12 protein-coding genes are annotated in these 12,922 nt (G+C 70.3%); 5 read left to right on the top strand and 7 right to left on the bottom strand.

Annotation, left to right across the window (positions count from 1 at the left end; genetic code table 11):
- Positions 1–153: 153 nt before the first annotated feature.
- A complete protein-coding gene (locus ACWD10_RS37940) occupies positions 154–1,326 on the bottom strand; it encodes an acyl-CoA dehydrogenase family protein (protein ID WP_451098326.1) in 1,173 nt (390 codons plus the stop codon).
- Between the two features lie 239 nt (positions 1,327–1,565).
- On the opposite strand from ACWD10_RS37940, the gene ACWD10_RS37935 reads away from it, so the two are divergent.
- Entirely contained in the window at positions 1,566–2,891 is a 1,326-nt protein-coding gene (locus ACWD10_RS37935; RefSeq protein ID WP_451098325.1) for a UDP-glucose dehydrogenase family protein, read from the top strand.
- A gap of 174 nt (positions 2,892–3,065) precedes the next feature.
- On the opposite strand, the gene ACWD10_RS37930 is transcribed toward ACWD10_RS37935, so the two are convergent.
- Positions 3,066–3,575 (bottom strand): CGNR zinc finger domain-containing protein, encoded by a 510-nt coding sequence (locus ACWD10_RS37930; RefSeq protein WP_451098323.1) that lies wholly within the window; start codon positions 3,573–3,575, stop codon positions 3,066–3,068.
- Between the two features lie 90 nt (positions 3,576–3,665).
- Here ACWD10_RS37930 and ACWD10_RS37925 point away from each other — a divergent pair, with 90 nt between their 5' ends.
- Positions 3,666–4,028, top strand: coding sequence for a VOC family protein (locus ACWD10_RS37925; RefSeq protein WP_451098321.1), 363 nt, complete (start codon positions 3,666–3,668; stop codon positions 4,026–4,028).
- Between the two features lie 41 nt (positions 4,029–4,069).
- Here the strand turns inward: ACWD10_RS37925 and ACWD10_RS37920 are convergent, their stop codons facing one another.
- The 3 genes from ACWD10_RS37920 to ACWD10_RS37910 form a co-directional block, all read right to left on the bottom strand.
- The gene (locus ACWD10_RS37920; protein WP_451098320.1) at positions 4,070–5,272 is read right to left on the bottom strand and encodes a dipeptidase; all 1,203 of its coding nucleotides are present in this window, start codon (positions 5,270–5,272) and stop codon (positions 4,070–4,072) included.
- Positions 5,273–5,308: 36 nt separating this feature from the next.
- Positions 5,309–5,806, bottom strand: coding sequence for a 5-(carboxyamino)imidazole ribonucleotide mutase (gene purE, locus ACWD10_RS37915; protein ID WP_451098328.1), 498 nt, complete (start codon positions 5,804–5,806; stop codon positions 5,309–5,311).
- A gap of 77 nt (positions 5,807–5,883) precedes the next feature.
- On the bottom strand, positions 5,884–7,044 hold the full coding sequence (locus ACWD10_RS37910) for a 5-(carboxyamino)imidazole ribonucleotide synthase (protein ID WP_451098319.1): 1,161 nt from the start codon (positions 7,042–7,044) through the stop codon (positions 5,884–5,886).
- A 203-nt stretch (positions 7,045–7,247) separates the two neighbouring features.
- On the opposite strand from ACWD10_RS37910, the gene ACWD10_RS37905 reads away from it, so the two are divergent.
- Entirely contained in the window at positions 7,248–7,751 is a 504-nt protein-coding gene (locus ACWD10_RS37905) for a GtrA family protein (RefSeq protein WP_451098318.1), read from the top strand.
- A 15-nt stretch (positions 7,752–7,766) separates the two neighbouring features.
- Here ACWD10_RS37905 and ACWD10_RS37900 read toward each other — a convergent pair whose 3' ends face one another.
- On the bottom strand, positions 7,767–9,041 hold the full coding sequence (locus ACWD10_RS37900; protein WP_451098316.1) for an ATP-binding protein: 1,275 nt from the start codon (positions 9,039–9,041) through the stop codon (positions 7,767–7,769).
- Between the two features lie 6 nt (positions 9,042–9,047).
- Positions 9,048–9,734, bottom strand: coding sequence for a response regulator transcription factor (locus ACWD10_RS37895; protein WP_451098315.1), 687 nt, complete (start codon positions 9,732–9,734; stop codon positions 9,048–9,050).
- 557 nt (positions 9,735–10,291) lie between these two features.
- On the opposite strand from ACWD10_RS37895, the gene ACWD10_RS37890 reads away from it, so the two are divergent.
- Both ACWD10_RS37890 and ACWD10_RS37885 read left to right on the top strand, forming a co-directional pair.
- Positions 10,292–11,818, top strand: coding sequence for a peptide MFS transporter (locus ACWD10_RS37890; protein ID WP_451098313.1), 1,527 nt, complete (start codon positions 10,292–10,294; stop codon positions 11,816–11,818).
- A gap of 136 nt (positions 11,819–11,954) precedes the next feature.
- Entirely contained in the window at positions 11,955–12,827 is an 873-nt protein-coding gene (locus ACWD10_RS37885) for an alpha/beta hydrolase family protein (RefSeq protein WP_451098311.1), read from the top strand.
- The last annotated feature ends 95 nt before the right edge of the window (positions 12,828–12,922 follow it).

The following is a 12,922-nucleotide window of genomic DNA, read 5'->3' as shown; positions in this document are numbered from 1 at the left end:
GTGGCGCTCAGCGACGACCCGGCCGCCCGCGCCTTCCTCGAACAACGTGCCGCGACGCTGAGAGCCCGTAACACGATCCAAGGACCGCCCTGACCCCGCCGGTTCGTCCGGCGGGGCCCCAACTGTCTACGTGCGGGCGGAACTGCCTCTGGGTTACGGCAGGTTGCGCGCCATCACGATGCGCTGGACCTGGTTCGTGCCCTCGTAGATCTGGGTGATCTTGGCGTCGCGCATCATGCGCTCGACCGGGTAGTCACGGGTGTAGCCGTAGCCGCCGAGCAGCTGGACGGCGTCCGTGGTGACCTCCATGGCCACGTCCGAGGCGAAGCACTTCGCGGCCGCGCCCTGGAAGGTCAGGGCCCCTTCTCCACCTCCGGCGGCGACGCGCTCCGACTTCGCGGCCGCGGCGTACGTCAGCTGGCGCGCGGCCTCGATCTTCATCGCCATGTCGGCGAGCATGAACTGCACGCCCTGGAAGTCGCCGATCGGCTTGCCGAACTGCTTGCGCTCCTGGACATAGCCCTTGGCGTAGTCGAGGGCGCCCTGCGCGATGCCGAGGGCCTGGGCCGCGATCGTGATGCGGGTGTGGTCCAGGGTCTTCATCGCGGTGGCGAAGCCGGAGCCCTCTTCGCCGATCATGCGGTCCGCGGGGATGCGGACGTTGTCGAGGTAGACCTCGCGGGTCGGGGAGCCCTTGATGCCGAGCTTCTTCTCCGGGGCGCCGAAGGAGACGCCCTCGTCGGACTTCTCGACGACGAAGGCCGAGATGCCCTTGCTGCGCTTCTCCGGGTCGGTGACGGCCATCACCGTGTAGTACTCGGAGACGCCCGCGTTGGTGATCCAGCGCTTCACACCGTTGAGCACCCAGAAGTCGCCGTCGCGGACGGCCTTCGTCTTCATGCCCGCCGCGTCCGAGCCCGCGTCCGGCTCGCTCAGGCAGTACGAGAACATGCCCTCGCCCTGGGCGAGCGGCGCCATGTACCTCTTCTTCAGCTCCTCGGAGCCGGAGAGGATCACAGGCAGCGAGCCCAGCTTGTTCACGGCCGGGATGAGGGACGAGGACGCGCAGACGCGGGCCACCTCCTCGATCACGATGACCGTGGCGAGCGCGTCGGCACCCGCGCCGCCGTACTCCTCGGGCACATGCACGGCGTGCAGGTCGTTCGCGGTGAGGGCGTCCAGGGCCTCCTGCGGGAAGCGGGCCTCCTCGTCGACCGCCGCGGCGTGCGGCGCGATCTTCGCCTCGGCGAGCGAGCGGACGGCGTCACGGAGCATGTCGTGCTCTTCGGCCGGGCGGTACAGGTCGAATTCGGTGGAACCCGCCAAGATCTCTCACTCCCAAGGGTGCTAACTACCGTTAAGTAACCCCGATTTTAGGGCCCGAGGGCCGTCCGGGCCTACGTGAGTTTGCTGACAGCGGAGCCGAAGGGCCGTGGGGCCCTGGGGAGAGGGGAGGCCCCTGGGGACAGCCATGACCTCCCGTAGGGACAGCGGAGAGCTGCCCCGGTACGGGCCCGGCTATGCTCGGGCGCGCAGTCAGCGCCGCACCGTCTGGAGCAGATTCCATGGCCCTCAAGATCACCGTGATCGGCACCGGCTACCTCGGGGCCACCCACGCCGCGGCCATGGCCGAGCTCGGCTTCGAGGTGCTCGGCCTGGACGTCGTACCCGAGAAGATCGAGCTGCTCTCGCAGGGCCGGGTCCCGATGTACGAGCCGGGCCTGGAGGAGCTGCTCCATCAGCACGTCGCCGGGATCGAGGGGTCCAGCGGGCGCCTTCGCTTCACCACCTCTTGGGAAGAGGTGGGCGCGTTCGGCGACGTCCACTTCGTCTGCGTGAACACCCCGCAGAAGCACGGCGAGTACGCCTGTGACATGTCGTACGTCGACGCCGCGTTCGGCTCGCTCGCGCCGGTGGCCCGCGAGGGCTCCCTGGTCGTCGGCAAGTCGACGGTGCCGGTGGGCTCGGCCGCGCGCCTGGCGCAGCTGCTGCCCGAGGGCGTGGAGCTGGCCTGGAACCCGGAGTTCCTGCGCGAGGGCTTCGCCGTGGAGGACACGCTGCACCCGGACCGGCTCGTTGTCGGCGTCGAGAGCGAGCGCGCGGAGAAGCTGCTCCGTGAGGTGTACGCGCGGCCGATTGCCGAAGGCTCTCCTTTTGTGGTGACCGATTTCCCGACGGCGGAGCTGGTCAAGACATCGGCCAACTCCTTCCTCGCGACCAAGATCTCGTTCATCAATGCCATGGCCGAGGTGTGCGAGGCCGCGGGCGGGGATGTGGCCAAGCTGGCCGAGGCGATCGGGTACGACGAGCGGATCGGGCGGAAGTTCCTGCGGGCCGGGATCGGGTTCGGCGGCGGCTGCCTGCCGAAGGACATCCGGGCGTTCATGGCGCGCGCCGGTGAGCTGGGGGCCGACCAGGCCCTGACGTTCCTGCGCGAGGTCGACTCGATCAATATGCGGCGCCGGGGGCACATGGTGGAGCTCGCGCGGGAGGCCGTGGGCGGGGGGTCGTTCCTGGGCAAGCGGGTCGCGGTGCTCGGGGCGACGTTCAAGCCGGACTCCGATGACGTACGGGATTCGCCCGCGCTGAATGTCGCCGGGCAGATTCAGCTCCAGGGTGGGCAGGTCACGGTGTACGACCCCAAGGGGATGGAGAACGCGCGGCGGCTGTTCCCGACCCTTGCGTATGCCGAGTCCGCGGTAGATGCGGTGCGGGGGGCGGATGTGGTGCTGCACCTTACGGAGTGGAGGGAGTTCCGGGAGCTGGATCCTGCGGAGCTGGGGGCTGCCGCTGGGGCCCGGGTGATTCTCGATGGCCGTAACGCCCTCGACCCCGTGCGCTGGCGCGAGGCCGGGTGGGCGTTCCGGGCCATGGGGCGTCCTGCGGCCTGAGCCGGTGGGTGGGCTTCTTCTTCCCCAGCCCCGCCCCTTCCCGTAACTGGGGGCTCCGCCCCCAGACCCCCGTGTATCGCGCTGAACGCGCTCGTCCGCAAACGCCGGACGGGCTGAGATGTTGCAGGCGCGCTCGTCCTCACACGCCGCCGGACAGGCGGCTGACGGGCTGGATCAGTCGCCCTTGCGTGCGCGGTAGTTGCGCATCTTCGCCCTTGCCCCGCACACCTGCATCGAGCACCAGCGGCGCCGTCCCGCGGGGCTGCGGTCGTAGTACGCCCACAGGCAGTCGGTGGCCTCGCAGGCCTTGAGGCGGTGCCAGGTGCCGTCCGATACCGCTGCCGCGATCGCGGCCGCCACTCTTGCCGTCAGGCTGTCCGGGTCCGCCGGGCGGAGCGTCGCCGCGCCGGTCTCCGGGTCGACCGTTACCAGGAGCGGGCCCTCGGCCAGAAGCTCGCCCAGTGGGGGCGTCGGGCGGTGTGGCGGGTGGCCCGCGTGGGCCAGGCAGGCTGCGCGGAGTGACTCGCGTAGGGCCTTGGCCTCGGGCATGTCCGCTTCCGTGATGCCGAAGGGGGTCCGGCCCTCCTCGGTGTCCAGGGCGTCGGCGCCCGTCTCCACGTCCAGCGTGTTCACCAGGGCCGCCACAAAGGCGAGGTCCCCAGGGGCGGGCGCGCGGTCATTCATGGTTGCGACGTTACCTCTACTGCGGGAGTATGAGGTAACCGTTACCGGTTGCCGCGCTTAAGCGGTAACTCTTGTGGAGGGATCGAGATCATGGCTGTCGCCAAGCTGGGCCCTGTCGTCCTGGACTGTCCCGACCCGCGCTCGCTCGCCGAGTTCTACGCCGCCGTCCTTGGCGGCACCGTCACGCACGACGGTCCGGACTGGTACGACCTGGAGGGGTTCGAGGGCGCGCCGCTCGCGTTCCAGGCCGCCCCCGGACACGTACCGCCGAAGTGGCCGGCGCCGGACGCCTCGCAGCAGTTCCATCTGGACCTGACCGTGGACGACCTGGACGCCGCGGAGAAGGAGGTGCTCGCGCTCGGGGCGCGGGTGCTCGACGCCGAGGACCGGTCGCGGAGCTTCCGGGTGTACGCCGACCCGGCCGGGCACCCGTTCTGCCTCTGCGCCTGCTGAGGCTCCGGCGTGAAGATCGATCCTCGGCGTTGCGCCCGTCGTCAGCCGTGCGACGCCGGTGCGCCGTCGAGCTGGTCGATCGTCGCGTTCGACGGGGAGCGGTGGGTCTGAAGGTCGCGGGCCACGTCCTCCGCCGCGCGTAGCACTCGGACCGCGTTCTGCCAGGTCAGTTTGGCCAGGTCGGACTCGGACCAGCCGCGGCGGAGGAGTTCTGCGAGGAGGTTCGGGTAGCCGGAGACGTCCTGCAGGCCGTCGGGTACGAAGGCCGTGCCGTCGAAGTCGCCGCCGATGCCGAGGTGGTTGATGCCCGCCACCTCGCGCATGTGGTCCAGGTGGTCCGCGACCGTCTCGACCGTGGCGATCGGGCGCGGGTTCTCGGCCTCGAAGGCGCGGTGCACCGCCATGCCGCGCTCCGTGGTGTCCAGGTGGTCCAGGCCGTGTGCGTGCATGTTGTCGTCCGCGCGCCGGGTCCACTCCACGGCCGCGGGCAGGATGAACTTCGGTACGAAGGTCGCCATCGCGATGCCGCCGTTGGCGGGGAGGCGCTCCAGGACGTCGTCCGGGATGTTCCTCGGGTGGTCGCAGACCGCTCGCGAGGAGGAGTGGGAGAAGATCACCGGGGATGTGGTCGTGTCCAGGGCGTCGCGCATCGTTGTCGGGGCCACGTGGGACAGGTCCACCAGCATGCCGGTGCGGTTCATCTCGCGTACCACCTCGTGGCCGAAGAGGGACAGGCCGCCGACGCCCGGCTCGTCCGTGGCCGAGTCGGCCCAGGCGATGTTGTCGTTGTGCGTGAGCGTCATATAGCGGACGCCTAGTGCGTACAACGCCCGTAGCGTGGCGAGGGAGTTGTTGATGGAGTGGCCGCCCTCGGCACCCTTGAGGGAGGCGATCCGGCCCTCGCCCCTGGCCTTCTCCATGTCGTCCGCGGTCAACGCGGGTGCCAGGTCCCGCAGGTTCCGGGCCAGCAACTGGTCGACGCAGTCGATCTGTTCGAGCGTGGCGGAGACGGCGGCGTCGCCGGTCAGGTTCGTGCGGACGTATACCGACCAGAACTGCGCGCCGACGCCGCCGTGGCGCATCCGCGGGATGTCCGTGTGCAGGTGGGCGCTCTGGTCGGCGGCGATGTCGCGCTGGTCGTGGTCGTAGCGGACCTGCTCGCGCAGGGCCCACGGTAGGTCGTTGTGGCCGTCGACGACGGGGTGCTCGGTGAGGAGGGCGTGCGCCCAGGCGAGGTAGTCCATCACCCCATCGTCACGGATGACGCCCTCGCCCGGCAGTTACCCCGCGAAGCCGAACGCCCCCGCGTTCTCCACCTTCGCCCGCAGCCGCTTGCCCTTCTCCGTCGCCTGCTCGTTCAGGTCCTCCTGGAACTCGCGCATACGGGCGAGGAGTTCGGGGTCCTGGGTGGCCAGGATGCGGGCCGCGAGGAGGCCCGCGTTGCGGGCACCGGCCACCGAGACCGTGGCCACCGGGACGCCGGCCGGCATCTGCACGATGGAGAGCAGGGAGTCCATGCCGTCCAGGTGCTTCAGCGGGACCGGGACGCCGATCACCGGAAGCGGGGTCACCGAGGCGAGCATGCCGGGCAGATGGGCCGCTCCCCCGGCGCCCGCGATGATCGCCTTGAGGCCGCGGTCCGCCGCCTGCTCGCCGTACGAGATCATCTCTCGGGGCATGCGGTGGGCGGAGACGACATCCACCTCGTAGGGGATCTCGAATTCGTCCAGGGCCGCGGCGGCCGCCTCCATCACGGGCCAGTCGGAGTCCGAGCCCATGACGATGCCGACGACGGGGCCGTCGGCGGACTCGGCGGAGCCGGACGCGGAACCGGGCGCGGTGTTCTCGAGGGAGCTCATTCCGTGATCGTTCCTCGCAGGTAGTCGGCTGCGTGACGGGCGCGCGCGAGCACGTCGTCCAGGTCGTCGCCGTAGGTGTTGACGTGGCCGACCTTGCGGCCGGGCTTCACGTCCTTGCCGTACATGTGGATCTTCAACTGCGGGTCCCGGGCCATGCAGTGCAGATACGCCTGGTACATGTCCGGGTAGTCGCCGCCGAGGACGTTGGCCATCACGGTCCACGTGGCGCGCGGGCGCGGGTCGCCGAGCGGCAGGTCGAGCACCGCGCGGACGTGGTTGGCGAACTGCGAGGTGACCGCGCCGTCCTGGGTCCAGTGGCCGGAGTTGTGCGGGCGCATCGCCAGCTCGTTGACGAGGACGCGGGCCTTGCCGTCGGCATCCCGGATCTCGAAGAGCTCCACCGCCAGGTGGCCCACCACGTCCAGCTCCTTGGCGACACGAAGCGCCAACTCCTGAGCCTCCACCGCCAGTTCGCGGTCCAGGTCGGGGGCCGGGGCGATCACCGTGTCACAGACGCCGTCGACCTGGCGGGACTCCACGACCGGGTACGCGACGGCCTGCCCGTGCGGGGACCGTACGACATTCGCCGCCAGCTCCCGTACGAAGTCGACCTTCTCCTCGGCGAGCACCGGGACCCCGGCCTTGAACGGGTCCTCCGCCGCGCGCTTGTCATCGGCCGAGCGTACGAACCAGACACCCTTGCCGTCGTACCCGCCACGGACCGTCTTGAGGATCACCGGGAATCCCGCGCCCTCGGCCGCGAACGCCGCCACGTCCTCGGGGTCCGTCACGATGCGGTGCCGCGGGCACGGGACGCCGAGGGCATCCAGGCGTGCGCGCATCACGCCCTTGTCCTGGGCGTGCACCAGGGCCTCGCGGCCGGGGCGGATCGGGATGCCATCCGCCTCCAGGGCGCGCAGATGCTCCGTGGGTACGTGCTCGTGATCGAAGGTGATCACGTCGCAGCCACGGGCGAACTCACGCAGCGTGTCCAGGTCGCGATAGTCGCCGATGACGACATCGCTCACGACCTGGGCCGCCGAGTCCTGGGGGGTGTCACTGAGGAGCTTGAACTTGATGCCGAGCGGGATGCCCGCCTCGTGTGTCATACGAGCGAGCTGCCCCCCGCCGACCATGCCGACTACCGGGAACGTCACATCCTCCAGGATACGGGCCCTACTCATACGTACAGACCCACGAGTCCTGCGTCACATGTCACACCGCCGCACCACCCGTCCCACACCTCCGCATCACCTGCCACATCCCCGCCCGCTCCGCTCTCCGCGGGCGGCCGAACGTGTCGCTGGTTAGCATGACTGGGCTATCTGTGTTGCCGACCGGACGGGGCTGAACGATCACCATGAGTGAACGTGGCGCACTGCGCACGCAACTCGACCAGCTCGTCCGGGAGGTGGCCAAGTTCGGCGCGGTGGGCGGCATCGGCACCCTCGTCAACCTCGGCGTCTTCAACCTGGTGCGGCACGTCACGGACATTCCGGTGGTGCGCGCCTCGATCATCGCCACCTTCGTCGCGATCTGCACCAACTACATCGGGTTCCGTTACTTCGCCTACCGTGACCGGGACAAGAGCGGCCGGACCCGGGAGATGACGCTCTTCCTGTTGTTCTCCGTCGTCGGCCTGGTGATCGAGAACGGCGTGCTCTACCTGGCGACGTACGGGTTCGGCTGGGACAGCCAGCTACAGAACAACATCTTCAAGTTCCTCGGCATCGGCATCGCCACGCTCTTCCGCTTCTGGTCCTACCGCACCTGGGTGTTCAAGGCGCTGCCCGCCCGCGAGACGGTCGTGGGCGCCGAATCGTTCCTGGAGGAGTCCGCCAAGGACCGTCCGGTACGTAGGTGATCAGCGGACGGGTGATCAGCGGACGGTCGGCGTCCGCTCGTTCTTGCCGTCACCCGACGGCCTCGGACGCGACAGGAACAGACCGAAGACCGGCGGCTTCTGCTGCAGCAGCTCCAGGCGGCCGCCGTCCGCCTCCGCCAGGTCACGGGCGACCGCGAGGCCGATGCCCGTGGAGTTGCGGCCGCTGATCGCCCGCTCGAAGATCCGCGCGCCCAGCTCGGCCGGGACCCCGGGTCCCTCGTCCGTGACCTCGATGACCACCTGGTTACCGGTGACGCGGGTGCGCAGCGCGACCGTGCCGCCGCCGTGCATCAGGGAGTTCTCGATCAGGGCGGCAAGGACCTGGGCGACCGCACCCGGCGTGCCCACCGCCTTGAGGTGCTGCTTCCCGGAGCGGACCAGGGCGCGCCCGGCGCTGCGGTAGGCGGGCAGCCACTCGGCGACCTGCTGCTTGACGACCTCGTCCAGGTCGAAGGTGACGGCCGAACCGGTGCTGGGATCACGGGAGTTGGTGAGCAGCCGCTCCACGACGTCGGTGAGCCGCTCGACCTGGTGGAGCGCGTACGTCGCCTCCTCCTTGACCGTCTCCGGGTCGTCGGTGAGCGTGATCTCCTCCAGGCGCATCGACAGCGCGGTCAGCGGGGTGCGCAGCTGGTGCGAGGCGTCGGCGGCGAGCCGCCGCTCCGCGGTGAGCATCCGCGCGATCCGCTCCGCGGAGGCGTCCAGGACGTCCGCGACCCGGTCCAGCTCCGGCACTCCGTACCGCCGGTGGCGCGGCCGCGGGTCGCCGGAGCCGAGGCGCTCGGCGGTCTCGGCGAGGTCGGTGAGCGGCGAGGCGAGCCGGTTCGCCTGGCGTACGGCGAGCAGGACGGCGGCGATCACGGCGAGCAGCGCCACGGTGCCGATCATCAGCAGGGTGCGGGCCACCTCCAGGGTGACCGCGGAGCGCGGCTCCTGGACGGTGACGGTCTCGCCCTGCTCCCCGGTGGCGGTGGCCTCGATGACGTCACCCTCGGGCTTCGGGCCGATCTCGATGGGAGCGCGGGACGGGAGGTCCACGCGCGCGTACCGCTCGCCGCCGACCTGGTCGCGGAGCCCGGCCTCGGTGATCCGGTCGGCGCTGAGGATCCGGCTGTCGACGATCGCGACCAGCCGGTCGGCCTCGGAGTCCACGCGCTCCTGCGCGCTGGCGGTGATGGTCCGGGTCTCGACGAGCACCAGGGAGACCCCGAAGAGCGCGATCACGACGAGGACCACGGCGAGCGTGGATTGGATCAACCTGCGGCGCACACGGGCTCAGCTCTTCTCGAAGCGGAAGCCCACGCCGCGGACCGTGGCGATGTAGCGCGGGTTCGCCGCGTCGTCGCCGAGCTTCTTGCGGAGCCACGAGATGTGCATGTCGAGCGTCTTGGTGGAGGACCACCACGTCGTGTCCCAGACCTCGCGCATCAGCTGGTCGCGCGTGACGACCCGGCCCGCGTCCCGCACCAGGACCCGAAGCAGGTCGAACTCCTTGGCCGTGAGCTGGAGTTCCTCCTCGCCCATCCAGGCCCGGTGGGACTCCACGTCGATCCGTACGCCGTGCGTGGCGGGCGGCGGCGCGGGCTCGGTGGCGCCGCGGCGGAGCAGCGCCCGGACCCGGGCGAGCAGCTCGGCGAGGCGGAACGGCTTGGTGACGTAGTCGTCCGCACCGGCGTCCAGGCCGACGACGGTGTCCACCTCGTCCGCGCGCGCGGTGAGGATCAGGATCGGAATGGTGTGCCCCTCGGCGCGCAGCCGACGGGCCACCTCCAGGCCGTCCATGCCGGGCAGGCCGAGGTCGAGCACGACGAGATCGACGCCGTCGGTCCCGTTCTGCAGCCCGGCGTCGAGCGCGCTCGGGCCGTCCTCGCGCACCTCGACCTCGTAACCCTCTCGGCGCAGGGCGCGGGCCAGCGGTTCCGAGATGGATGCGTCGTCCTCGGCGAGCAGTACACGGGTCATGAGGTGATGGTAGTCCGCGCGGCCCATGGGCTTGGGGCAAGTTCCTCAAGATCGACGAACACCCCCGGTCCGCGCGGCCCCGACGCCCTGGCCTGCGAAGGCGCGATCGAACACGGGCAGTGACGGCCGCCCGCGGCGTCCTGCGGTCCAGCCGGAGAGGATGGCGCGATACCTTCGAAACCGTTGATTTGGTTCCGCAAAACCCTGTGATCCACGTCTCAAGCTCTTCCGCACCCCGCCCTTTGGTGACGTATGGTGACCCAACGCCCAAGAGCCCGGTCGGGACCTTTGGACCTCTGAGTCCGCCGAAGGCCCCTATTGGGCTCTGGCTGATTACGTCAGCCTTATATGCGAGTGAATGACCTGTGGGCCGGGCCCGCGCGCGAGGGATGCGCGTGGGCGTGGATCCCGGGACAACACCGCCTCCCCGTCGAACCCACCCATGGATCGGGGCCCCCGGGCGTAGGGCCGAGGCAGTGCTGTGCCGGTGCCGGCCACCCCCCACCCGGGCGCAACCCGCTCCACGGGGCGTCCCGACGTAGCGAGGAACACCACCCATGGCGTCCAGCCTGACGAAGGACTCGGCGGGTACCCCCGGCTCCGAGAAGACCTTCTTCGGCCACCCCCGCGGCCTGGCCACTCTCTTCATGACCGAGATGTGGGAGCGTTTCTCCTACTACGGCATGCGCGCCCTGCTCGTCCTCTACCTGGTATCCGGCGGCGCCGACGCGGCGACCGGCAGCCAGGGCGGCGGCCTGGCCTACACCGCGGCGGCGGCCACGGCGATCTACTCGGTCTACGTCGCCATGGTCTATCTCATGGCCATGCCCGGCGGTTGGTTCGGCGACCGTGTCTGGGGTGCCCGTAAGACCGTCGCCGTCGCCGGTTTCGTGATCGTCGCGGGGCACCTGTGCCTGGCGCTGCCGTCCTCGGCGGCGTTCTTCGTCGGCCTTGGCCTGGTCGCGATCGGCTCGGGTCTGCTGAAGGCCAACATCTCGACGATGGTCGGCCAGCTCTACAACGGCCCGGACGACCCGCGCCGTGACGGCGGCTTCACGATCTTCTACATGGGCATCAACCTCGGTGCCTTCGGTGCCCCGTTCGTCATCGGCTGGCTCGGCGAGAAGGTCAACTGGCACCTGGGCTTCGGCCTGGCCGCGATCGGCATGGGGCTCGGCCTCATCCAGTTCCTGATCGGTTCTCGCCACCTCAACGAGGAGAGCAACCGGGTCCCGAACCCGCTGACGGCCGAGGAGCGGCGCGGTGTCCTCACCAAGGCCCTCCTGGTCACCGCCGCGATCGCGGCCTTCTACTTCCTCATCGGTGCCACCGGCGTCTTCCGGCTCACCCTGAACTGGGTGCTGATCCCGATCACCCTGGCCGGTCTCCTGATCCCGGTCGCGGTGCTCGTCCGGATCAAGCGGGACAAGGACCTCACGCGCGAAGAGCAGACCAAGATGACGGCGTTCACCTGGTTCTTCGTGGCCGCCGCGGCCTTCTGGATGATCTTCGACCAGGGCGCGTCGACGCTGTCCCTCTTCGGTGACGCCAAGACCTCCCGGGACATCTTCGGCTGGGAGATGCCGAACACCCTGTTCCAGTCGCTGAACCCGTTCTTCGTGATGCTGCTCGCCCCGGTCTTCGCCGCTCTGTGGCTGAGCCTCGCCCGCCGGGGCCGCGAGCCGAACACGATCGTGAAGTTCTCCGTCGCTCTGCTGGTGGCGGGCGCCTCGTTCTTCGTGTTCCTCGTCCCGATGGGCATGGCCTCCGGCGACACGAAGGTCACCATGTGGTGGCTGGTGCTGATCTACCTGATGCACACCACCGCCGAGCTGTGCCTGTCCCCCGTGGGTCTCTCCCTGACCACGAAGATGGCACCGGCGAAGTACGCCTCCCAGATGATGGGCGTCTTCTTCCTCGCCGTCACCGCCGGTGACAGCGTGACCGGCATGCTCTCCATCGCCGGGGTCGACCTCAACGGTCAGGTCGCCGTCGCCCTGGAGGCCGCGGCAGCGGTACTCGCCGCCGGCGCCATCTACATGTACCGCAACAAGGTGCGGTCGCTGATGGGCGACGTCAACTGACCGACCCCGTCCCACCCGCCGCTCGACCGAAGGGCCGCCGCACCACCTGGTGCGGCGGCCCTTCGCGTTTCCGGGTGCTGCCCCGGCGGGCCCGTTCCTGCGCGCGGCCTCGGCGCGTGCGGGAGAGCATCGGCCTATGCGGCCTTTGATCCGGATTCGCCCCTTCCGTCCCCGACTGCCCCGTGCGCTGCTCGCCCTCACCGTATGCGGGGCGCTGTGGTCCTTCGCGACCCCGGCCCCGCTGGCGTCGGCGCCCACCGCGGTGCGCGAACCTCAGGTACGCGGCTACTCCTACGGTCCGCACAAGCACCAGACCGTGACCGCGTACACCGACTCCGGCGGTCCCCCGCTGATGATCCTGCACGGCGGTGCCTGGCTACGGGACACCGACTGGAGTGGGGTGGCGCGCTGGTTCGCGGCCCGCGGCTTCACCGTCTACGACACCGACTACCGGCTCAGCTCCGACGCCACCTGGGCCGCCCAGCGCGCCGATGTCCGCACGGCCCTCGCCTGGGTCGCGGCCCGGCACGACAACCAGCGCCCGCTGATCCTCGGCTCGTCCGCGGGCGGCCAGCTCGCGGCGATGGCCGGGGCGTACGGCGCCGGGGCCACCCGGGTACGCGGAGTCGCCGCCCTGTCCCCGGTCGCCTCACCCCACCGCGCCTGGAAGGACGGCGGCCGCCCCGGCGCCACCCGCTCACAGCGGCGGCTCCGGAACGCGGCACAACGCCTCGCCGGGTGCGCGCCGACCCGCTGCCCGAAGACCTGGGCCGACATGGACGTCGCGCAGCACGCCTCGGGCGCCTCCGACGCCCCGATGCTCCTCATCCACTCCGAGCGGGATTTCGTGCCCGTGACGCACGCGCAGGAGCTGGCGGCGGCCGAGCGGCGCAAGGGGGCCAAGGACGTACGGGTGCGGGTGGTGGACGGGGCCGCCCATGGGGGGCCGCTGTTGCGGGTTGCGGGGGTCCGGGATGCGGTGCTTCGGTGGCTGCGGGCGCGGGGGTGAGTTCCCCTACCCGCCCCTTCCCGAAAGCTTGCAGCGGCTTCGGGGGCTGCCGCCCCCGGACCGGCGGAGGCGCGTTGCGCAAGCGATGCGGACCC

This window comes from Streptomyces sp. NPDC002851 (assembly GCF_053591935.1).
This window is presented reverse-complemented; position numbering and strand designations above follow the sequence as displayed.